At 55.8% G+C, this 23,037-nt stretch carries 19 protein-coding genes; 10 read left to right on the top strand and 9 right to left on the bottom strand.

The window, feature by feature from the left end; genetic code table 11:
* The first annotated feature begins 195 nt into the window (after positions 1 to 195).
* The gene (sthA, locus tag KGP26_RS27230; protein WP_021807209.1) at positions 196 to 1,593 is read left to right on the top strand and encodes a Si-specific NAD(P)(+) transhydrogenase; all 1,398 of its coding nucleotides are present in this window, start codon (positions 196 to 198) and stop codon (positions 1,591 to 1,593) included.
* Here the strand turns inward: sthA and oxyR are convergent.
* Positions 1,576 to 2,493 carry a DNA-binding transcriptional regulator OxyR gene (gene oxyR, locus KGP26_RS27235; protein ID WP_021181915.1) on the bottom strand — a complete coding sequence of 306 codons (918 nt, stop codon included), beginning with the start codon at positions 2,491 to 2,493 and terminating at the stop codon, positions 1,576 to 1,578. The two genes, sthA and oxyR, sit on opposite strands and share 18 nt — an antisense overlap.
* Positions 2,494 to 2,646: 153 nt before the next feature.
* On the opposite strand from oxyR, the gene KGP26_RS27240 reads away from it, so the two are divergent.
* The 4 genes from KGP26_RS27240 (at position 2,647) to KGP26_RS27255 (ending at position 5,705) form a co-directional block, all read left to right on the top strand.
* Positions 2,647 to 3,378, top strand: a complete 732-nt coding sequence (locus KGP26_RS27240; RefSeq protein WP_021181914.1) for a glutathione peroxidase — start codon at positions 2,647 to 2,649, stop codon at positions 3,376 to 3,378.
* 133 nt (positions 3,379 to 3,511) lie between these two features.
* Positions 3,512 to 4,960 carry a dihydrolipoyl dehydrogenase gene (locus KGP26_RS27245; RefSeq protein ID WP_223664797.1) on the top strand — a complete coding sequence of 483 codons (1,449 nt, stop codon included), beginning with the start codon at positions 3,512 to 3,514 and terminating at the stop codon, positions 4,958 to 4,960.
* A 171-nt stretch (positions 4,961 to 5,131) separates the two neighbouring features.
* Entirely contained in the window at positions 5,132 to 5,392 is a 261-nt protein-coding gene (locus KGP26_RS27250) for a hypothetical protein (RefSeq protein WP_021807211.1), read from the top strand.
* Entirely contained in the window at positions 5,379 to 5,705 is a 327-nt protein-coding gene (locus tag KGP26_RS27255) for a type II toxin-antitoxin system HicB family antitoxin (protein ID WP_021807212.1), read from the top strand. The genes KGP26_RS27250 and KGP26_RS27255 overlap by 14 nt, the downstream gene beginning before the upstream one ends.
* Positions 5,706 to 5,734: 29 nt before the next feature.
* Here KGP26_RS27255 and argH read toward each other — a convergent pair whose 3' ends face one another.
* The 4 genes from argH to argC all read right to left on the bottom strand — a co-directional run bounded on the left by argH (position 5,735) and on the right by argC (position 10,225).
* Positions 5,735 to 7,108, bottom strand: a complete 1,374-nt coding sequence (gene argH / locus KGP26_RS27260; RefSeq protein ID WP_021807213.1) for an argininosuccinate lyase — start codon at positions 7,106 to 7,108, stop codon at positions 5,735 to 5,737.
* Positions 7,109 to 7,182: 74 nt separating this feature from the next.
* Positions 7,183 to 8,400 (bottom strand): argininosuccinate synthase, encoded by a 1,218-nt coding sequence (locus KGP26_RS27265; RefSeq protein WP_021181909.1) that lies wholly within the window; start codon positions 8,398 to 8,400, stop codon positions 7,183 to 7,185.
* 26 nt (positions 8,401 to 8,426) lie between these two features.
* A complete protein-coding gene (gene argB / locus KGP26_RS27270) occupies positions 8,427 to 9,200 on the bottom strand; it encodes an acetylglutamate kinase (RefSeq protein ID WP_021181908.1) in 774 nt (257 codons plus the stop codon).
* A gap of 20 nt (positions 9,201 to 9,220) precedes the next feature.
* A complete protein-coding gene (gene argC / locus KGP26_RS27275; protein ID WP_021181907.1) occupies positions 9,221 to 10,225 on the bottom strand; it encodes an N-acetyl-gamma-glutamyl-phosphate reductase in 1,005 nt (334 codons plus the stop codon).
* A gap of 218 nt (positions 10,226 to 10,443) precedes the next feature.
* On the opposite strand from argC, the gene argE reads away from it, so the two are divergent.
* The 4 genes from argE to rihC all read left to right on the top strand — a co-directional run bounded on the left by argE (position 10,444) and on the right by rihC (position 17,243).
* Positions 10,444 to 11,589, top strand: a complete 1,146-nt coding sequence (gene argE / locus KGP26_RS27280; RefSeq protein WP_037376432.1) for an acetylornithine deacetylase — start codon at positions 10,444 to 10,446, stop codon at positions 11,587 to 11,589.
* 315 nt (positions 11,590 to 11,904) lie between these two features.
* Positions 11,905 to 14,541 (top strand): phosphoenolpyruvate carboxylase, encoded by a 2,637-nt coding sequence (gene ppc / locus KGP26_RS27285; protein WP_223664798.1) that lies wholly within the window; start codon positions 11,905 to 11,907, stop codon positions 14,539 to 14,541.
* A 331-nt stretch (positions 14,542 to 14,872) separates the two neighbouring features.
* The gene (dcuC, locus tag KGP26_RS27290; RefSeq protein WP_037376433.1) at positions 14,873 to 16,243 is read left to right on the top strand and encodes a C4-dicarboxylate transporter DcuC; all 1,371 of its coding nucleotides are present in this window, start codon (positions 14,873 to 14,875) and stop codon (positions 16,241 to 16,243) included.
* 64 nt (positions 16,244 to 16,307) lie between these two features.
* On the top strand, positions 16,308 to 17,243 hold the full coding sequence (rihC, locus tag KGP26_RS27295) for a ribonucleoside hydrolase RihC (protein ID WP_223664799.1): 936 nt from the start codon (positions 16,308 to 16,310) through the stop codon (positions 17,241 to 17,243).
* Positions 17,244 to 17,279: 36 nt separating this feature from the next.
* Here rihC and metF read toward each other — a convergent pair whose 3' ends face one another.
* The 3 genes from metF to metB all read right to left on the bottom strand — a co-directional run bounded on the left by metF (position 17,280) and on the right by metB (position 21,993).
* Positions 17,280 to 18,179 (bottom strand): methylenetetrahydrofolate reductase, encoded by a 900-nt coding sequence (metF, locus tag KGP26_RS27300; protein WP_021807217.1) that lies wholly within the window; start codon positions 18,177 to 18,179, stop codon positions 17,280 to 17,282.
* Between the two features lie 214 nt (positions 18,180 to 18,393).
* Positions 18,394 to 20,829: a bifunctional aspartate kinase/homoserine dehydrogenase II gene (locus KGP26_RS27305; protein ID WP_021807218.1), complete on the bottom strand. Its 2,436-nt coding sequence runs from the start codon at positions 20,827 to 20,829 to the stop codon at positions 18,394 to 18,396.
* A gap of 3 nt (positions 20,830 to 20,832) precedes the next feature.
* Entirely contained in the window at positions 20,833 to 21,993 is a 1,161-nt protein-coding gene (metB, locus tag KGP26_RS27310) for a cystathionine gamma-synthase (RefSeq protein WP_223664800.1), read from the bottom strand.
* 317 nt (positions 21,994 to 22,310) lie between these two features.
* Here metB and metJ point away from each other — a divergent pair, with 317 nt between their 5' ends.
* A complete protein-coding gene (metJ, locus tag KGP26_RS27315) occupies positions 22,311 to 22,628 on the top strand; it encodes a met regulon transcriptional regulator MetJ (RefSeq protein WP_006317756.1) in 318 nt (105 codons plus the stop codon).
* 72 nt (positions 22,629 to 22,700) lie between these two features.
* Here metJ and rpmE read toward each other — a convergent pair whose 3' ends face one another.
* Entirely contained in the window at positions 22,701 to 22,916 is a 216-nt protein-coding gene (gene rpmE, locus KGP26_RS27320) for a 50S ribosomal protein L31 (RefSeq protein ID WP_021181895.1), read from the bottom strand.
* Between the last annotated feature and the right edge of the window lie 121 nt (positions 22,917 to 23,037).

Consider the following 23,037-nt stretch of genomic DNA (forward strand, 5'->3'; position numbering starts at 1 on the left):
CCCTTCTTCAGTCTAACGCCGCAGAACTGGCAATATAGCAAATTTATTGCAACAGCATTTATACAAACGCGCTTTGTCACAGTTCTAGGCCACACCGATTGTGCTTTGCCACAAAAAGGCTAATGGTAATTGGGCACGCAGCGCTATGATGTTAAGATACCGTTGTAAATTTGTATAAGAACAGGTCTCTCCTACATGCAACAACACTATCAATTTGATGCCATTATCATCGGCTCCGGCCCTGGTGGTGAAGGCGCAGCCATGGGTCTGGTGAAACAAGGTGCCCGCGTGGCCGTGATCGAACGGTACAATAACGTGGGCGGCGGCTGTACTCACTGGGGAACCATCCCCTCAAAAGCCCTCCGCCACGCCGTCAGCCGCATTATCGAATTCAACCAGAACCCGCTTTACAATAACTCCCGCACCCTTAGTGCCACCTTCCCTGACATTTTACGCCACGCCGACAGCGTGATTAACCAGCAAACGCGCATGCGCCAAGGGTTCTACGAACGTAACCAGTGCAAGCTGTTCGCCGGTAACGCCAAGTTTATCGACGCCAACACCGTCAGCGTAAGCTATATGGATGGCACGCAGGATACCATCCGCGCCGACCATATTGTGATCGCCTGTGGTTCACGCCCTTATCATCCGAACGGCGTTGATTTTAACCACTCGCGCATTTATGACAGCGACTCCATCCTGGAGCTGAACCACGAGCCACGCCACGTGATTATCTACGGCGCTGGGGTGATTGGCTGCGAATATGCTTCTATCTTCCGCGGTTTGAACGTGAAGGTGGATTTGATCAACACCCGCGATCGGCTGCTGGCGTTCCTCGATCAGGAGATGTCAGATTCTCTGTCTTACCACTTCTGGAATAACGGCGTGGTGATCCGCCACAATGAAGAGTTCGAGAAGATCGAGGGTACCGACGATGGCGTGATTGTGCATCTGAAATCCGGCAAGAAAGTGAAGGCCGATTGCCTGCTGTACGCCAATGGCCGTACCGGTAATACCGATGCGCTAGGCCTGGAAAATGTGGGTCTGGAATCAGACAGCCGTGGCCTGCTGAAGGTCAACAGCATGTATCAGACCGCCGTATCCCACATTTATGCCGTGGGTGACGTGATCGGCTATCCGAGTCTGGCGTCTGCTGCTTATGATCAGGGACGCATCGCCGCTCAGGCCATCTCCTCTGGGGAAGCCAGCGGGCATCTGATCGAAGACATTCCAACGGGCATTTATACCATTCCAGAAATCAGCTCCGTCGGTAAAACCGAGCAGGAACTGACGGCGATGAAAGTGCCCTACGAAGTGGGCCGCGCCCAGTTCAAACACCTGGCCCGGGCGCAGATTGCCGGCATGAACGTGGGTAGCCTGAAGATCCTGTTCCACCGCGATACCTTGCAGATCCTGGGGATCCACTGCTTTGGTGAACGTGCGGCAGAGATCATTCACATCGGTCAGGCGATCATGGAACAGAAAGGTGAAGGTAATACCATCGAGTATTTCGTCAATACCACCTTCAACTATCCGACCATGGCCGAAGCCTACCGTGTAGCAGCGCTAAACGGCTTAAACCGCCTGTTTTAAGTTCGCGTCCAGGTAGTTCTGCATGTGTTCGCGAATAGCCTCGGCCAACTGCTCATAGCGGCTACGCAGCGGGGAGCCGGGGCGATACACCAGAGCAATGGTGCGCTTCGGTTCCGGTTTGTAGCACTCCAGATAGCACACGCCGTCACGCTCACGCTCACGCGGCACCGCCAAGGCGGGTAACAGCGTTATCCCACTGCCCGCGGCAACCATATTACGCAGCGTTTCCAGACTGGTCGCGCGGAAGTGGGTATCCTCATCCGCACCGGCCTGGAAGCAAAAGCCCAGCGCCTGATCGCGTAAACAGTGGCCATCTTCCAGCATCAGCAGTTTTTCACCCGCCAAATCGGCCATCGCCACGCGTTCACGCTGCGCCCACGGATGGTCGGAATAGACTGCCAATTGCATCGGCTCATCGAACAAAGGCACTTCGATGAAGGCTTCGGTCTCTTTCACCAGGGCAAGAATAGCGCAGTCCAACTTGCCGCTGTCCAGCTGTGCCAGCAGTTGATGGGTTTGTGCTTCGTGCAGGTACATTTCCAACTTGGGAAATGATTTATGCAGCGTCGGGATAATCTGCGGCAGCAGATAAGGCCCCACGGTAGGGATCAGGCCGATATGCAACGGCCCGGACATCGCCTCCCCCTGCTGGCTGGCCATTTCCTTCAAGACTTTGACTTCGCGTAGCACGGTGCGCGCCTGCTCCACCAGCAGTAAGCCTGCCTGTGTGAAAAGCACCTTACGGCTGGTCCGCTCAAGCAGCATCACGCCCAACTCGTCTTCCAGCTTACGGATCTGCCCACTCAATGTTGGTTGGCTGACATGGCATGAGTCGGCAGCGCGCCGGAAGTGGCGGTGCTCGGCCAAGGCGACCAGATACTCTAAATCACGAATATTCATTGTTGTTTCCCTCCTGGCCATGATAGCTCATGGCGATAGATAAGATAGCAACGAGTGATTAGAACTATCAAGCCCCGCAGTGAATAATGTCCCCCAACGAAGCGCAACGGCGCCAACATAAAAAATTCATTTTTCTAATTAAGGGGTTAATTCATGTTTACCAGTCAAGAAGGCAAAAAAGTCCCTCAGGTTACCTTCCATACTCGCCAGGGCGACCAATGGATTGACGTGACCACTGATGACCTGTTCAAAGACAAAACCGTGATCGTGTTCTCCTTGCCGGGCGCGTTCACCCCAACCTGCTCATCAAGCCATTTGCCGCGCTATAACGAACTGTCCAGCGTGTTCAAGCAACACGGCGTTGACAGCATCCTGTGCGTCTCGGTGAACGACACCTTTGTGATGAACGCCTGGAAAGCCGATCAACACGCCGAAAATATTACCTTCGTGCCGGACGGCAACGGTGAGTTCACCAAGGGCATGAACATGCTGGTTGAGAAAGCCGATCTGGGCTTTGGCCCACGTTCATGGCGCTACTCCATGCTGGTGCGTAACGGCGTGGTAGAAAAAATGTTCGTCGAGCCAAACAAGCCGGGCGACCCGTTTGAAGTCTCTGACGCCGATACCATGCTGAAGTACCTGGCACCGGAATTCCAAGTGCAGGAATCGGTCTCCCTGTTTACCAAGCCGGGCTGCCCGTTCTGCGCCAAAGCCAAACAAATGCTGCAAGAGCGCGGGATCCAATATGAAGAAATCGTGTTGGGCCAAGACGCGACCACGGTCAGCCTGCGCGCTGTCAGCGGCCGCGCTACCGTGCCACAGGTGTTTATCGGTGGTCGCCACATCGGTGGTAGCGACGATCTGGAAAACTTCCTGTCAGCCTGAATGATAAAAATAAACCCGATGGGTCTCAGGCACGGTTCAACAATCTGTCGCCTGAAAAACCTAGCGGAATAGAAGTAATGTGACCTTTGGCGGGTGCTAACCCGCCCTTTTTTTATTCCCTTCAGGAGCGGATATGAAACTGTTGAATGTCGACGTCGCCGTTATTGGCGGCGGCACAGCCGGACTAGGCGCTTACCGCGCAGCAAAACTTTCTACCCCGAGCGTGGTGATGATTGAGGGCGGACCTTTTGGCACTACCTGTGCCCGCGTTGGCTGTATGCCTTCCAAATTGCTGATTGCTGCGGCAGAAGCGGTGCATCAGATCGAACGTGCTCCAGGGTTTGGCATCCATCCTGCGGGAAAAACCACCATTAATGGCCGTGAAGTGATGGATCGCGTCAAACGCGAGCGCGATCGCTTCGTCGGTTTTGTACTGGAAGGGGTCGATAGCATCCCGGCCGCAGATAAAATTCAGGGCTATGCCCGCTTCATTGACGACAACACCCTGCAGGTTGACGAGCATACGCGCATCGTCGCGCAGCGTATCGTGATTGCCACCGGTTCCCGCTCTAGCTGGCCTGCGCCGTGGAACGACCTTGGCGACCGCCTGATCGTCAATGATGATGTGTTTAACTGGGATGATTTGCCGCAGTCCGTCGCGGTATTTGGCCCAGGGGTGATCGGATTGGAACTGGGCCAGGCGCTGCATCGCCTTGGCGTTGCCACCAAAGTGTTCGGCGTTGGCGGCGCGGTTGGCCCGCTGACCGACAGCGTAGTGCGGGAATATGCCGCTAAAACGCTGGGTGAAGAGTTCTATCTCGACCCGGATGTCAAAGTAGACATCATGCAGCGCGAAGGCGACAAAGTGTTTATCCGCTACCAGGATCTGCACGGTCAACCGCAGGAAATGATGGTGGATTACGTGCTGGCCGCCACCGGCCGCCGTCCGAACGTCGACAAGCTGGGGTTGGAAAATACCACCCTGGTGCTGGATGCCAAAGGCGTACCACAGGCCGATCTCTTAACCATGCAAACCAGCGTGCCGCATATTTTCATCGCCGGCGATGCCAGCAACCAATTGCCACTGCTCCACGAAGCCAGCGATCAGGCTCGTATTGCCGGGCACAACGCGGGCAGCTTCCCAGAAGTAACGCCAGGGTTACGTCGCAGTGCGATTTCCGTGGTGTTTTCAGACCCGCAAATTGCCATGGTCGGCTCAACCTTCCGTGAACTGAACCAGAAATTCAGCGCCTGTGGCTGTTTTGAAGTGGGTGCCGTATCCTTCGAAAACCAGGGCCGTTCCCGGGTGATACTACGCAATAAAGGCATCTTGCACGTCTATGGCGAGCAAGGGACTGGCCGCTTCCTGGGGGCAGAGATGATGGGGCCAGACGTGGAGCATATCGCCCATCTGCTGGCCTGGGCACATCAGCAGCAGATGACCATCGACCAAATGCTGGATATGCCGTTCTATCATCCGGTGATCGAAGAAGGGTTGCGAACCGCGCTACGCGATCTGCAAGCCAAGCTGAAGCTGGGTGAGTCTGAGGCCGAACGCTGCCAGCGTTGCCCTGGCGAATAAGCCTTTATCTCTGCTATCAGTCACCATCCACCGGGCCTTCGCGCCCGGTTTTTTTGCGTATGGCATTCCAACCTTGAATCTCCTTGCTTGCCGAGTTTTGGTTTTAGCGTCATTTTTATGCTCCCTCACCTTGAAATGATACTAATATTGATACTAATATGGGACAGCTAAATGAAAGGACTCAGAGAAACCATTGACGATCTGCAACAGCGGCAAGCCAATATCAAATTCAACACATTAGTAAAGATCTGCACCTACTGGTTTGGCCCACCCCGCTTGAACGGTGGCAGTCACAAGGTTTACAAAATGCCTTGGCCGGGGGATCCACGCGTGAATATCCAACGTGCAGATAGCGGCATGGCAAAGGTATATCAGGTCAAACAGGTGATCAGCGCGCTGATCAAACTGGAGGAAGAAAATGGAAAAACATGAGCACTACACTTACCGCATCACCTGGTCAACGGAGGATAGCGAGTATGTCGGCCTCTGTACGGAGTTTCCTTCTCTGTCATGGCTGGCACCTACCCGCACCGCAGCGCTGGACGGCATTGAAAAGCTGGTCCGCGATGTGATTGCCGATATGCTTTCCCAAGGTGAAACGCCGCCAGAGGCACTGGCAGAGAAAAATTTCAGTGGGAAACTGGTGCTGCGGATGACCCCGGAACAGCATCGCCGCCTGGCGATTAATGCTATGGATGAAGGCGTTAGCCTGAACCGCTATTTGTGCGCCCGGTTGGCAGGATAAGGGCAGCATTGCGCTGCCCTCGGCGTAGCTTAGAACAGGCGTTTTTTCGCCTCTGCGATTGCATAGGCAACCTGCTGAGGAGAAACGCCGCCCTTGGCCGCGCGCTTATCCAGGCAAGATTGCAGCGACAGGATCGGATAAACGTCGTCACCAATCACGCTGTTGAATTTCTGCAAATCGCTCAACGGCAGGTCTTCCAACGGTTTGCCCTGGCGGATCGCTTCCACTACCGCTTCACCCACAATGTGGTGCGCTTCGCGGAACGGCACGCCTTTGGCAACCAGATAGTCGGCCAGCTCAGTGGCGTTAGCATAACCTTGCTGTGCCGCTTCCTGGCAACGCGGGCGCTTCACCTGAATGCCGTCCAGCACCAACGCCGCCATCTGCAGGCAATCCATCCAGGTGTCGAGCGCGTCGAACAGCCCTTCTTTGTCTTCCTGCATGTCTTTGTTGTAGGCCAACGGCAGGCCTTTCAACGTCATCATCATGCCGGTCAAAGCCCCTTGCACGCGGCCAGACTTGCCACGGATCAGCTCTAGCGCATCCGGGTTTTTCTTCTGCGGCATCAGGGATGAGCCAGAGGTCACGCGATCCGAAAGCTCGACAAACGCCGCTTCGCCGCTGTTGAAGAAGATCAGGTCTTCGGCAAAGCGCGACAGGTGCACCATGCTGATGGCCGCATTGGACAGCAGTTCCAGCACGTGGTCACGATCGGAGACGCTGTCCAGACTGTTGCGCGTAGCAGAGGCAAAGCCCAACCAGCCAGCCAGTTGTTCACGGTCGATAGGATAAGCGGTTCCGGCCAAGGCACCGCTACCCAGCGGGCTGACGTCCAGGCGTTTCAACGTATCCTGCAGGCGGCTTTCATCACGCGCCAGCATCTCAACGTAAGCGAGGCACCAGTGGGCAAAAGTCACCGGCTGGGCGCGCTGCAGGTGGGTATAACCCGGCATCACCGCATCCTGATTGGCTTCGGCGGTTTCCACCAGCGCCTGTTGCAGCTGTATCAATGCCTGAAGCAGTTCACTAACCTGATGTTTGCACCACAGTTTCAGATCGGTGGCCACCTGATCGTTACGGCTGCGGCCGGTATGCAGCTTTTTGCCCAGATCGCCGACTTTCTCGATCAGCTTCTGCTCGACCCAGCTGTGAATATCTTCTGCGTCGCTGTTAACGATCGCCAGAGGATCGGCCTGCACTTCTTCCAGCAGCACGTTCAGTGCCTGCTCAAGCTGCTGTTGCTCTGCTGACGTCAGTACGTTGACGGTCACCAGCGCTTTTGACCAGGCGACGGAGCCCACAATATCCTGTTCCGCCAGGCGATAGTCAAAGCGCAGGGAATCATTTAACTGTTTGAACCGCTGATCCGCTGCCTGACTAAACCGTCCGCCCCAAAGTGCCATAATCTTGCTCCTGAATAAGTATGCGAAAGGGCGCAGCATGCTGCGCCCCTCAAATTGACGCTAAACCCACGACGTTACTTTTTCTTCTCGTTCAACGCGCGAATACGGGAAGAGAGCGAGAACAGACGGATAAAGCCACCCGCATGGCTGTGATCGTAAACTTCGTCTTCGCCAAAGGTCGCAAATTCTTCTGAGTACAGGCTGTTGGCCGATTTCTTCTGGATCGCCGTCACCTGGCCTTTATACAGCTGCAATACCACTTCGCCGTTAACTTCTTCCGCCAGCGCTTGTGCTGAAGCCTGAATGGAACGACGTAGCGGAGCAAACCAGCGGCCATCGTAGACCACATAGGACATTTCCAGGCCCAACTGCTCACGCCATTTAAAGCTATCACGATCCAATACCAACTGCTCGATCCCGCGCAGCGCGGCAACCATAATGGTGCCTCCTGGGGTTTCATAGCAACCACGGGATTTGATGCCTACCAGGCGGTTTTCCACGATATCGATACGGCCCACGCCATGTTTGGCACCCAGCACGTTCAGGGCTTCCAGACACTTGTACGGGCTCATGGCTTCACCGTTAACGGCCACTACACAGCCTTTCTCAACGGTCACGGTCACTTGTTCTGGCTTGTCCGGTGCTTCCAACGGATCGACAGTCCAGACCCAGCAATCTTTGTTTGGCGCATTCCACGGGCTTTCCAGCACGCCGCCTTCGGTAGAGATGTGCCAGGCGTTTTCGTCACGGCTGTAGATCTTCTCCAGCGAAGCGGTGGTTGGGATATTACGCTCTTTCAGGTAATCCAGCAGTGCTTCACGGGAACGCAGGTTCCACTCACGCCAAGGCGCGACGACCTTCAGGTGTGGAGCCAATGCGGTATAGGTGGTTTCGAAACGCACCTGATCGTTGCCTTTACCGGTAGCCCCGTGACACAGCGCATCAGCACCCACTTTCAGTGCCAGCTCAACCTGAGCCTTGGCAATGATCGGACGCGCCATTGAAGTCCCCAGCAGGTAGCTGCCTTCGTACAGTGCGCCGGTCTGCAGCACCGGATAAACGTAGTCACGGATAAACTCTTCACGTAGATCGACAACATGACACTCAGAGGCACCGGATTGCAGAGCTTTCTGCTCAACGCCTTCCAGATCGCCGCGCTCCTGGCCGATGTCCGCCACGAAGGCTACCACTTCACAGCCGCCGTAGTTCTCTTTCAGCCATGGAATGATGGCCGAAGTATCCAGACCGCCGGAGTACGCCAGAACGATTTTCTTGATGCCTTTGTTTTGCATTGTGTTATTCCTTTTTAATTCTAAATTTAAGCGAGGATCCGGGTGCCAATCGACACACCATTAAACAGAGCAGGGAGCTTTTCGGCATTACGCCAGCTGGCGATATCTACCGGGCGGCCAAGGGTACGTGCAGCATCCAGCGCTGCATTGACCTTCACCACCATACCATCGGTAATGATGCCTTGAGCAATCAGTTGCTCGGCTTTTTGTGCTGTCATTTCCGCGATGCGCTGCCCTTTGCCGTCGAGAATACCGCTGACATCCGACAGCAGGATTAAATCCGCCCCCAGCGTGGCGGCCAGGGCCGTCGCTGCCTGATCGGCGTTCACGTTCATCAGTTGCCCCTCGGCAGTGATGCCGATGGAGCTGACCACCGGCAGGTAGCCAGCGCCTAACAAGGTATTGAGCAGCGCAGGTGTTCCTGGAACTGCATGGCCTACGTGGCCCAACGCTGGATCCAGCTGCGTAACCGCAACGCTGCCACCGTCTGCCAGGCTCAGACCAACGGCATTAATTTTGTGCTTCACCGCCCAGGCCAGCAGGGTTTTATTGGCCGTTCCTGCCAGCGCGCCGGTGATGATATCGATCTGATCGGCTGGAGTGACACGCAGGCCGTTCTTCTTCACTACCGGCAGGGAGAGCTGTTTCATCAGCTCATCTACCACGCAGCCGCCGCCGTGAACGATCACCAGCGGGCGCTGATGTTCCTGGCGATAGACATCCAGCGCGGTAAACAAACGCTCCAGCGCTTCTTCACTGTCCAGTAGCACGCCACCTAGTTTGATAATCAATGGATTCATTGCTGTTTACTCACGCTGATTTAAAGTAAGGATTGGGTTTCTGGGAAACCGAAACGGATATTCAGACACTGCACCGCCTGGGCCGCCGCACCTTTCAACAGGTTATCTTCTGCAGCTACGACGATCAGATGCTCGCCCTGAACGGCAAAACCGATATCACAGAACGGCAGGCCCACCACGGATTTCAGTGCTGGCACCCCTTGGTCGTACAGCCGTACCAGCGGTTTATCATCGTAAGCCGCATGGTAAGCCGCCGCCACGTCCTGCGCGGTGACACCCTTGTTCAGGCGGCAGGTGATGGTTTCCAGAATACCCCGTGGGAAGTTACCCAGATGTGGCGTAAAGATGACCGGCACCCCGAGATGAGCAGAGATTTCTGGCTGATGACGGTGATTGAACAGGCCGTAAGGTTGCAGGCTGACTTCACAGAAACTGGTCGTGACGCTGGCTTTACGCCCTGCACCGCTCACGCCACTGACGGCGTTGATCACTGGCCATTGAGCCAGGTTCAGCAATTGCTTGTCGAGCAGCGGTTTGAGCGCCAGCTGCGCTGCCGTTGGGTAGCAGCCCGGCACGGCAATCAGCTGCGCCTGCTTGAGTTTTTCGCTCTGCCACTCTGCCAGGCCGTAAACCGCCTGCGCCAGCCAGTCGGCATGCTGGTGTGTAAAGCCATAATATTGCTGATAAAAATCCGCATCCTGTACGCGGAAGGCGCCGGAGAGATCGAACACCACGCAACCGGCGGCCAGGAATGCTGGCGCGATGTCGTGGCTCACCTCATGGGCGGTCGCGAGGAAAACAACGTCGATGCCTTTGGCCGCTGCGGCAACGTCAACCAGCGGTTGTAATGGCAGATCGACGATGCCTTTTAATTGAGGGTGCAGCTCGGAAAGCAATTTTCCTGCATCTGCACTTTGCGCTGAAACCGCTAAAGCGGTTATGTTCATGTGTGGGTGGCGATTCAGGTAAGCCGTGAGCTCTGCTCCGGCATAACCGCTGGCACCAACAATCAGCGTATTCAACATGTGGCCTTTCACCTTCTTGGCTAGCAATCTAAGAGTCACGGCGACCCCGGTAGCAGGGCTTGGTCGCGTTGTTGCGCGGTTCACCCACGTGGTTGAGCGTGATGTTTTTATCAACATCCGGGTTACAGGTTCCCTTACGCTCTAGCTTACTGTATTTTTATTCAAAATAAATGCATGAATATTGATACTATCCTAACCAAAGGCTGTCAACAGTGAAGATGAAATTACCTCCATTTATTGAGCTGTACCGGGCGTTGATCGCCACTCCGTCGATCAGCGCCACCGATGGCGCCCTCGATCAGAGTAATGAAGCATTAATCAACTTGCTGGCTGGCTGGTTCAACGATTTGGGCTTTCGCGTCGACGTGCAGCCCGTGCCGGACACCCGCAACAAATTCAACCTGCTGGCGAGCCTCGGCGAAGGCAGCGGCGGCCTGCTGCTGGCGGGCCATACCGACACGGTGCCTTACGATCAGGGGCGCTGGACGCGAGATCCCTTTACCCTGACCGAGCACGACAACAAGCTGTACGGGCTGGGTACCGCCGACATGAAGGGTTTTTTCGCCTTTATCCTCGATGCGGTACGCGATATCGATGCCAGCAAGCTGACCAAGCCGCTGTACATTTTAGCCACCGCTGATGAAGAAACGACGATGGCTGGTGCACGTTACTTTGCTGCCTCCAGCAAAATCCGCCCGGACTTTGCCATCATCGGCGAGCCAACCTCGCTGCAACCGGTGCGCGCGCACAAAGGCCATATCTCAAGTGCGATCCGCATCGTTGGCCAGTCGGGCCATTCGAGCGATCCGGCGCGCGGCGTCAATGCCATCGATCTGATGCATGAGTCCATTGGGCATCTGATGGCATTGCGCAAAACGCTACAGGAGCGCTACAACAACCCGGCGTTTGCTGTGCCTTACCCAACCATGAACTTTGGCCATATCAGCGGCGGCGATGCGGCCAACCGTATCTGTGCCTGCTGTGAACTGCATATGGATATTCGCCCATTGCCGGGGATGACGTTGGATAACATCAACGAACTCCTGCACGAAGCGCTGGCGCCGGTAAGCCAACGTTGGCCTGGCCGCTTGACGATCGATGAGTTGCATCCGCCGATCCCTGGCTACGAATGCCCAACCGACCATCACATGGTGGCGGTGATTGAAAAACTGCTGGGTTCACGCACCGAAGTGGTCAATTACTGCACCGAAGCACCGTTCGTCCAGGAAGTATGCCCAACGCTGGTGCTCGGCCCAGGTTCGATCAACCAGGCGCATCAGCCGGATGAATATCTGGATACCGCGTTTATTGAGCCAACGCGTAAGCTGCTGGGTCAGTTGGTCGACCATTTCTGCCGGCAATAAACCTTAATAACAACAGGGGAATGGGTTACCATCCCCTACCTCTTAAGGCGTAGCAATTTACGCCGATAAGCCAGACTGATAACCGGCAGCGCGTAATTAAATTTCAGAAAATACGCCGAATTTGATGTTTTTTTGCTAAAAATAGTGTCAATTGATGATTGGACAGGCACGTGATCGGCTAAAACCGGCAGGCTGCGACGGCACGTGAAATTTACTTACAAGATGAAAAATCACGTACTCATCGTGTTCAGATAGTGGTGAAAAACGCTGCAATCGGAGGATGATAAGTATGCAAAGAACTGGGTCAGGGATTATATGAACGAACAATATTCGGCAATGCGAAGTAATGTCAGTATGCTCGGCAAACTGCTAGGCGATACCATTAAAGAAGCGCTGGGCGAGCATATTCTCGATCGCGTTGAAACTATCCGTAAGCTTTCCAAATCCTCACGTGCCGGTAACGAGGCGCATCGTCAGGAGCTGCTCTCTACGCTGCAGAACCTGTCTAACGATGAGCTGCTGCCCGTTGCCCGCGCCTTCAGTCAATTCCTCAACCTGACCAACGTTGCCGAGCAATACCACAGCATCTCGCCGCACGGCGAAGCGGCCAGCAACCCGGAAGCCTTGGCGCAGTTGTTTACCAAGCTGAAAGACAACAAGCTGGATAACAAACAGCTGCAAAAGGCGGTGGACGATCTTTCCATCGAGCTGGTCCTGACCGCTCACCCAACGGAAATTACCCGCCGCACCCTGATCCACAAGCTGGTTGAGGTGAACACCTGCCTGAGCCAGCTGGACCATAACGATCTGGCCGACTACGAGCGTAATAAAATCATGCGCCGTCTGCGCCAGTTGGTCGCGCAATCCTGGCATACCGACGAGATCCGCAAGAATCGCCCATCCCCGGTCGATGAAGCCAAATGGGGCTTTGCCGTGGTGGAAAACAGCCTGTGGGAAGGCGTACCGGCCTTCCTACGCGAATTCAACGAACAGTTGGAAAACTCCATCGATTACCGCCTGCCGGTAGAAGCCGTGCCTATCCGCTTCACCTCCTGGATGGGTGGCGACCGCGACGGCAACCCGAACGTGACCGCCGAAATCACCCGTCACGTGCTGTTGCTGAGCCGCTGGAAGGCCTGCGATCTGTTCACCCGTGATATTCAGGTACTGGTCTCCGAACTGTCGATGACCGAATGTACCCCGGAGCTGCGCGAACTTGCCGGTGGTGACGAAGTACAAGAACCTTATCGCGAATTGATGAAGCAACTGCGCAGCCAGCTGATGAGCTCCCAGGCCTACCTTGAAGGCCGCCTGAAGGGTGAACGCGTGCTGCGTCCGCACGATCTGCTGGAAAATAACGAGCAGCTGTGGGAACCGCTGTATGCCTGCTACCAATCTTTGGTGGCCTGTGGCATGAGCATTATCGCCAACGGCCAACTGCTGGATACGCTGCGCCGCGTACGCTGCTTTGGCGTGCCGCTGGTGCGTATCGACGTGCGCCAGGAAAGCACCCGCCATACCGAAGCCATTGCCGAACTGACCCGCTATCTGGGCCTGGGGGATTATGAGAGCTGGTCAGAAGCCGACAAGCAGGCATTCCTGATCCGTGAGCTGAACTCCAAGCGTCCGCTAGTGCCACTGAAGTGGGAGCCAAGTGCAGACACTCAGGAAGTGCTGGAAACCTGCAAGGTAGTCGCCGAAGCGCCACAAGGTTCGATCGCCGCCTACGTCATTTCCATGGCACGTACCCCGTCCGACGTCTTGGCCGTGCACCTGTTGTTAAAGGAGACTGGTTGCCCATTCGCGCTACCTGTGGCCCCGCTGTTCGAAACCCTCGACGATCTGAACAACGCCGAAGACGTGATGACCCAGTTGCTGAACATCGACTGGTATCGCGGCTTTATTCAGGGCAAACAGATGGTCATGATCGGCTATTCCGACTCGGCAAAAGATGCTGGCGTGATGGCGGCCTCCTGGGCGCAATACCGTGCACAGGACGCACTGATCAAAACCTGTGAGAAGGCCGGAGTAGCACTGACGCTGTTCCATGGCCGTGGTGGTTCCATTGGCCGTGGTGGCGCACCTGCGCACGCCGCTCTGCTGTCCCAACCACCAGGCAGCCTGAAAGGTGGCCTGCGCGTGACCGAACAGGGCGAGATGATCCGCTTTAAATTCGGTCTGCCAGAAGTCACCATCAGCAGCCTGGCGCTGTACGCCGGTGCGGTGTTGGAAGCCAACCTGTTGCCACCGCCGGAGCCTAAGCCAGAATGGCGCACGCTGATGGATGAACTGTCCGAAACCTCGTGCAACATGTATCGCGGTTACGTGCGTGAAAACCCTGAGTTTGTGCCTTACTTCCGCGCCGCTACGCCAGAGCAGGAACTGGGGAAACTGCCATTGGGTTCACGCCCGGCCAAACGCCGCCCGAACGGCGGTGTTGAAAGCCTGCGTGCCATTCCGTGGATCTTCGCCTGGACTCAGAACCGCCTGATGCTGCCAGCCTGGCTGGGTGCCGGTGCTGGCCTGCAGGAAGCGGTGAAGGCTGGCAAGCAGGACCAGTTGGAAGCCATGTGCCACAACTGGCCGTTCTTCTCTACCCGTATCGCAATGCTGGAGATGGTATACGCCAAAGCCGACCTGTGGCTGGCCGAATACTACGATCAGCGTCTGGTAGACAAGTCCCTGTGGCCGCTCGGCCAACAGTTGCGTGATCAATTGGCCAGCGATATCAAGACGGTGCTGACCATTGCCAACGACGACCATCTGATGGAAGACCTGCCGTGGATCGCTGAATCTATCGCGTTGCGCAACGTCTACACCGACCCGCTGAACGTGTTGCAGGCCGAGCTGCTGCACCGTTCGCGCCAGCAGGAGCATCCGGATGCCCGCGTTGAGCAGGCGCTGATGGTCACTATTGCTGGCGTGGCAGCCGGGATGCGCAACACCGGCTAATATTGCTTCATCTTTGCAGCAAGCACCGATGCGATCGGCGTCGGTGCTTATTTTCCCCCGGCGATCCCCCGTTCCCAATCTGCATATTTTGCCCCAGCGGTCACTCGCTACGGGTTATCAAGACTATCATTGCTGACACTCATTCTGAGTCCATGCTCAGTTTGACCACACCTTTTGCATTGATTATGCTGAACTTGTGGTCCAATAATGCAGTTAACATCAAAATTACCGGTACTATTCGTTACTGGTAATAGCCAAAGACCTTACCTTCTTGAAAATATCCCCACAGAAAGATATTTATCATGAAGATTGATAATGACAGGGAAAGTAAATGGATGTAGCACTAATAATCAGCTTGGCAGTACTCGTCGTGGCCGGTTACGCCATTGCCAAGAATTACGACACCAAGCTGGTGTTGTTTAGCTCAGGGATCGTACTCATGTTGGCGGCAGCCACCTTGGGCTTGCCGATTTTGAGCGCCGGAACGGGGACGGGCACCGTCTGGTTGGATCCGTTAAAACAAATCGAGCTGGATTTCATCAAGCAGTTTAGCCGGGCAGGCATCATCATCATGGTGCTGTTCGGCTTTTCCGCTTATATGTCGCACATTGGCGCAAACGATGTCGCTGTTAAAATCATGTCAAAACCCATCGCGAAGATCCGCTCCCCCTATATTCTGGTACCGATCGTGTTCTGGATAGGGTCACTGCTGTCGTTGATTATTCCCAGCGCCGCCTCACTCGCCGTGATTTTAATGGCTACGCTTTACCCCATTCTGCGCGTGGCAAACATGTCCTCACTCAGCGCCGCCGGGGTCATTGCCACCACTGCCACCATCGTACCCACACCGCTGGGTGGCGATAATGTGGTCGCAGCCAAAATCCTGGGTTTCGAACACGTGGTGGACTACGTCACTATGCACCATGCCGTTATCTCACTGCCGGTGCTGGTCATTATCGGCATCGCGCACTATTTCTGGCAAAAGTACATGGATAAGCGCCAGGGTGCCGCCGCGTTTACCGACGTCGATGAGAGTAAATTGGCCACCAACAGCCTGCTCCCTCCGGCTTACTACGCCATATTCCCGCTGATCCCGTTATTCCTGATCGTGGTATTTGGCCTGTTCTTCCGCCAGATAAAAATCGGCCTGGTGGAAATTACCCTGTTCTCGTTTGCCCTGGCCTTTATTGTGGAACTGATCCGCAAGGGCGACCTGCGCGAGCAAATGAAAAACTCGTCGCTGTTCTTTACCGGCATGGGGCAAGGCTTCTCGCAGGTGGTGGTGTTGATCGTGGCTGCCAGCACCCTGGTGGCCGGGTTGACCGTCATCGGGGCCATCGGCACCGTGGCCTCGCTGGTTAAAGAGGTCAACAACGCCGGGATCGGCCTGATGTTTATCTTCTCTGGCCTGACCGCGCTGATCACGCTGATCAGCGGTAGCGGTAATGCGGTGTTCTACTCCTTTATCGAGCTCATACCTTCGATAGCCACTCAGGCTCACGTCGATCCGGTGATGATTGCCCTGCCGATGCAGCTGACCTCAAACCTTATCCGTGCGATGTCGCCAGTCTCTGCGGTGGTGATCATCGTGGCATCAGTAGTCAAAGTCAGCCCGATTGAGGTGGTCAAAAGAACCTCGGTGCCGTTGCTGATCGGGTTTATCGCCACCCTGATTTTCACGCTGATCCGCTATTCGTTCTGAGGAGATGCAAATGAGCACTATCAGCTATTTTGACCATCAGCACTAACTCTGTATGGGAGATATTATGTCCTCTAACTCTGCACCTATTGCCATGATCCTGGATACCGATCCCGGTATTGATGACGCCGTCGCGCTGGTTGCCGCGCTGTTTCATCCCAAAATCGACCTGCGCCTGGTAAGTACGGTCGCTGGCAACGTTAGCGTGGATAAAACCACCAACAATGCGCTACGCCTGCTGCATTTCCTGGGCGCATCAACGCCCGTAGCTCGCGGGGCAGCAGCTCCGCTGGTACGTAAACTGGAGGATGCCAGCCATATTCACGGCAACTCTGGCCTGGATGGATACGAGTTTGAAAAGCCGACACGGCAGATCCTTGACGGTCATGCCGTTGAAGTGATGCGTGACCTGCTACTGGCCAGCAAGGATCCGATAGTCTTGGTGCCGATTGGCCCGTTAACCAACATTGCCCTGTTGCTCACGCTCTACCCGGAATGTAAACCATCCATCGCGCGGATCGTCATGATGGGAGGCTCCGCCAGCCGTGGCAACCATACGCCAAACGCGGAGTTCAATATCTACGTGGATCCCGAGGCCGCCAGCATGGTGTTTGCCAGCGGTATCCCGATTGTCATGTGCGGGCTGGACGTCACCAACCGGGCTACGCTCACCGCCGAGATGATCGCCAGCTTACCGACGCTGAACCGAACCGGAGCAATGCTGCATAGCCTGTTCCAACACTATCGGGGTGGGAGTATGAGCCGTGGGCTGAAAATGCATGATCTATGCGCTCTGGCCTATCTGGCAAAACCCGAGTTGTTTACCACTCAGGCCTGCCATGTGGCGGTAGAGACGCAAGGTGAGCTGACCAGAGGAACGACCTGCGTCGATCTGGCCAATCGTTTGAAACTGCCAGCCAATGCCGAGGTCTGTCTGGAAATCGATGTCGAAGGATTCCGGCAGTGGTTCGTGGAGATGCTCACGCACCCGGCCGTTCCTTGATAATGGCGCGGTTGCCGCAACGGCAACCGCTATCTATCAGCCCACCACTGCAGCGGGGCGCACGCCCAGGGTATGGCAGATGGCGTAACTCATTTCCGCCCGGTTGAGCGTATAGAAGTGGAAATCTTTGACTCCTTCGCGGCTCAGGATCTTCACCATATCCATGGCGATATTGGCGCCGACCATCTTGCGGGTTTCCGCATCGTCATCCAGCCCGGCAAACATGCTGGTCATCCAGCTTGGCACCCGCACGTTGGTCATGGTGGCAAAGCGCTGTAGCTGCTTGAAGTTGGACACCGGCAGAATGCCAGGCACGATTTCTACGTCGATGCCAGCTGTCACACAGCGGTCACGAAAACGCAGATAACTTTCAACGTCGAAGAAGAACTGGGTGATGGCACGGTTGGCACCGGCATCGATTTTACGTTTCAGGTTGATCAGGTCTGACTGGGCGCTTTTCGCTTCCGGATGCACTTCCGGGTAGGCCGCGACAGAAATATCAAAGTCGCCGACGTCTTTGAGCAGCGTGACCAGATCGGTCGCATACATCTCCGGCTTGCCACCGCCTGGTGGTAAATCGCCACGCAGCGCAACGATATGGCGGATACCGCTGTTCCAGTAATCAGTAGCGATCTCACGCAGCTGCGCCGGGCTGGCATCAATACAGGTCAGGTGAGGCGCTGCTTCCAGACCAGTGCGCTCTTTGATCCCCTTGATGATACTGTGGGTACGGTCGCGCTCACCCGAGTTGGCACCGTAGGTCACAGAAACAAACTTGGGTTTGAGGCTGCTCAGGCGATCGATCGACTGCCACAAGGTATCTTCCATCTCGCTGGTGCGCGGCGGGAAGAACTCGAACGACACGTTAATCTGGCCGTTTAACTCTGCCAGACTCTGATTCAGCGCTTCCCGCTGGTTTGCGTGATAAAAACTCATACCCTGTCCGCCTCTTATCGATCACTGTTTTGCTTCGTTATAATAAGCGTCTATACGTTTAGACGTCTAGATAGAAAATGCCGGATGTTGCCTGAAGAGTCAACAGGAAAGTGAGGGAGATACGATGATTAATCCTCACGCAAGATGAGAGAATTTCATGTTGAAGGATTGAACGGGGGCAGCGCGGCGCTACCCCCGAGGCTAAAGCGAGGATTTAAAGCAGTTGTGCCAAGCGGTTAAGGTCAGACTGGATGGCTCCAGCCGTCACGTCGCGACCGGCCCCTGGCCCACGGATCACCAGCGGGTTGTCGCGGTACCAGCGGCTCTCGATGGCAAACACGTTGTCACAGGGCAGCAGCGAAGCCAGCGGGTGTTCTGGCCGCACGGCCTCAACGCCAACGCGCGCTTTGCCATTAGCATCGAAACGCGCCACGTGGCGCAGCACCAGGCCCATTTCGTTGGCCGCTTCGAAACGCTGTAGCATTTGCTGATTCAGCGCGTCGCCGTTCTCGAAGAACTGGTCGATGGACCCTTGCTCCGCACCTGCAGGCACCAGTGACTCCACACGCACCTGGTTAGGTTCAATGTCATAACCCGCTTCACGCGCCAGGATCACCAGCTTACGCATCACGTCTTGTCCTGACAGGTCAACACGCGGATCCGGTTCCGTCAGCCCCTGCTGCCAGGCCTGATCCACCAGATCGGTGAACGGCACCGTGCCGTCAAACTGCAGAAACAGCCAGGAAAGCGTGCCGGAGAAGATGCCGCTGATCGCAAGGATGCTATCCCCGCTGTCGCGCAGATCGCGCACGGTATGGTTCACCGGTAACCCGGCTCCCACGGTGGCGTTATACAGCCAGTGGCGGCCCGTTTTGGCAAACGCATCGCGGATCTGGCGGTAATTGGCACTGCATGAGGCCCCCGCCAGCTTGTTGGCGCTGATCACATGGAAACCATAGCTGGCAAAGTCCAGATATTGCTCCGCCAACTCCCCACTGGCGGTGACGTCGAGCACAACCAGATCGTCGAACGGGTGCGCCCGCATCCACAGGAACAGCGACTCTTCGTCCAGTTCCTGGGCTTCATCTTCAAAGAACGCCAGCGCGCGGCTGGCATCCAATCCGTCATAATCGAGCAGGCTGCGACGGCTATCCACCACCCCTGCCAGGCTAAACTCAAAGCCGCTGCGCGCAGAGATATTCTTCTGTTCACGAGCAAACAGCTCCAGCCAACGCGAACCGATATTACCTTTGCCAAACAGCACCAGGCCAATACGCTTTTCCGCGCGGAACAGCGTTTGGTGCAGGCCCTGGATCAGCAGACCAGTCGGCCCCTGACGCAGCACGGCCACCAGGCTGATACCATCCTCGGCCTGCCAGATGAACTCCACCGGCTGGTCCTTCAACTGCTGATAGAAACGATGGCTATGCAGCGGATTTTTGCACACGCCCGCACCCACCAACGCTACCAGCGCCAACCCTTCACGCAGTTGCAGTTCACCCGGTAGCCCAGCCTCCTGCAAAATGCGCAGCACGCTGCCCACCACTTCAGAGGTGTAGCACAGCTGGATCAGGTTACGGTCAGGATGAACCCCTACGGCCAACGGTTTGATCTGCGCGCGCTTGAGCACCAGATCCAACTCTTTCTGCGCCAGCTTGAAGTCATGCTGCGGCGCAACGCTGAGTTCGATCAGGCAGACATCATCGTGGCTGGTGACAATTTTGGCACCGGTGCCGGAAGCCAGCACGCGCTCGATACGGGTCGACCCCTGCTCCGGCTGATAGCTGCAACGCAGTTGCAGATCGATATCGCTGCCAGACACCGGCTGCAAGGTTCGGGTATGTAGCACCGGAGCCGCCAGGCGGGCCAGCTCGCTGGCCTCATCCAGACGCAACAGCGGCAGCAGGCAGGCATCTTTCACTTTGCGCGGATCGGCGCTGTAAACCCCGGCCACGTCGCTCCAGATGGTGACTCGCTCCACTCCGGCCAACGCGCCAACCTGCGTGGCAGAATAGTCACTGCCGTTGCGCCCCAGCAGCACGGTTTCACCGCTGTCATTACGCGAAATAAAGCCGGTTACTACCAGACGTTTGCCGGGATGTTGAGCCAGCAGTTGCTGCAATAACGGATAGGAACGACCTTCGTCGACCTGCGGCTGTGCCGCACGTTCGGCACGCAGGAAATCACGCGCGTCCAGCCATGCCGCCTGCATGTCCTGCTTGTTCAGCACCGCAGCCATCAGGCGTGCTGACCAGATCTCACCGTGCCCCACCACTTCGGCATACACCGCATCATCAACCTTGCCGTCCAGCAGGATTGCCAGGCGCTCAAGATCGTGGATAAATTCGGCAATCAGCGGTTCCGCCGTTTCCGCCGGCAACAACCCGCCGATCAGCTCACTGTGATAACGGCGCAGCGTTTGCTGCACCTGATGCGCGGAAAGGCGATCGCTCTGGCTAAGCTTCAGCCAGCTGATCAGTTGGTTGGTGGTGCTCCCCGCCGCCGACACCACCATCATGTCACCCGGCTGGCTGTATTCGGCCATGATCCCGGCCACCCGCAGATAACACTTCACATCTGCCAGGCTGCTGCCGCCAAATTTGTGCAGTTGACGCCCGCTAACCGGCCCTGCTACCGCAATTGCATTCATGACTTACCTCGTAGCCGCCGCCTGGAAGGCTTGTTCCAGATCGGCAATCAAATCTTCGCTGTCTTCAATCCCCACGGAAACACGCAGCAGGCTTTCGGAAATCCCCGCTGCGGCACGCGCTTCTGGCGCCATACCGGCGTGAGTCATGGTTGCCGCATGTGAGATCAGGCTTTCTACGCCACCCAGGGATTCCGCCAGCGTAAACAGCTCCAGAGCGGACAGGAAACGGCGCAGCAGCGCTTCATCCCCATCCAGTTCAAAGCTGAGCATGGCACCGAACCCACGTTGCTGACGGCACGCAATCTCATGGCCAGGGTTTTCTGGCAAGGAAGGATGATACAGCTTTTTGACCAAGGGTTGCTGCTGTAAATAGCCGACAATCGCCTCGGCATTATGTTGTGCAGCCTTGATACGCGGCGACAGGGTACGCATCCCCCGCAATAACAAATAGCTATCGAATGCCGCGCCGGTGACGCCGATATTGTTGGCCCACCAGGCCAGCTCGACCGCCAGATCTTTATCTTTAGCAATCACCGCGCCCGCAACCACGTCGGAGTGGCCGTTGAGGTATTTGGTACAAGAGTGGACGACCAGATCGGCACCCAGTTCGATCGGCTGTTGCAGCGCCGGGCTGAGGAAGGTGTTGTCTACCACGGTCAGCGCACCGGCTTCGTGGGCAGCTTTACAGATGGCCGCGATATCCACCACGCGTAATAGCGGGTTGCTTGGGCTTTCGATCAGCACCAACTTCGGTTTTTGCGCCAACGCATCGCGCAATGCGGCTTCATTTCCTTGATCGACAAACAGCACCCGATACGCCCCGCGTTTGCTCAGGCTATCGAACAGGCGGTAGCTGCCGCCGTAGCAATCATGAGGGGCCACCAGCAGATCGCTCGGTTTGAGAAATACCGTGGTCACCAGATGGATTGCCGACATCCCGCTCCCGGTCATCACCGCCCCCGCACCTCCTTCCAATTCTGCCAGCGCACGCTGCACGACATCACGCGTAGGGTTACCACGGCGTGAGTAATCATGAGCTCGGGGCTGGTTGAAATCGGTGAAGTTATAGGTGCTGGAAAGATGGATCGGCGGAACGACGCAGCCGTACTGTTCGTCATCATTCAGACCGCTACGTACGGCAATCGTGGCTGGTTTACGCGTCATAGGGTGGCTCGGCTCTCGGAAAGTGGGGGAATGAGGCTTAAAGATTAACCGCAGCGGATATAGACGTCAATACATCTGGACATCTAAACTTCTTTGCGTATAGATTGAGCAAAGGGACAATACCCGCTAAAATTATGGCGGTTTGTAATATTGATAAGATGTCAGCCCAACAATGCATAGGCATAGCCTATTAAATCATCAGATTCAGTGACCCTTATCGCGTAAAGAAGACATTTATTTAGTGAGCACAGTGAAGATCGGGCATAATTGGCCGGTTTTTAGAATTTTGTATTTTTCAGACAATTTTAAGGTGTCCCATGGCTGAGTGGAACGGCGAGTATGTCAGCCCTTACGCTGAACACGGTAAAAAGAGCGAGCAAGTCAAAAAAATCACGGTATCCATTCCGCTGAAGGTGCTGAAAATCCTGACGGATGAACGGACTCGTCGCCAGGTAAACAACCTGCGCCACGCCACCAACAGCGAACTGCTGTGTGAAGCATTCCTGCACGCCTTTACCGGCCAGCCGCTGCCGAACGATGAAGACCTGCGCAAAGAACGCAGCGATGAAATCCCTGAAGCCGCGAAAGTACTGATGCGAGAATTGGGTGTCGACCCTGATACCTGGGAATATTGATCCTGCCTGCACCGAAGGCAAAAACGAAAAAAGGCGCCCGAAGGCGCCTTTTTCATCTGACGATAAGAAAACTTATTTCTTAACGCCTGGCACGCTGAAACGCTTGTTGAAGCGGTCAACGCGGCCACCGGTAGCAACATCACGCTGCTTGCCAGTGTAGAACGGGTGGCATTCGCCACAAACGTCCAGGTTCAGATCGTGACCCACGGTAGAGCGGATTTTGATCACGTTACCGCAAGAGCAGTTTGCAGTAACTTCTTCGTATTTAGGGTGAATACCTTTTTTCATGGGAGAACCTCAGTTAAGGCCGTGTCGCTATCCAGCCCTGTTCCGCCAGACACCACACGTGGTTGATAATAGGTTTTGATATGGGATTATACCAAAGGCGGCAAATTATACAGAATAAAAT

Source organism: Serratia sp. JSRIV002 (assembly GCF_019968725.1).
Classification (GTDB): domain Bacteria; phylum Pseudomonadota; class Gammaproteobacteria; order Enterobacterales; family Enterobacteriaceae; genus Chania; species Chania fonticola_B.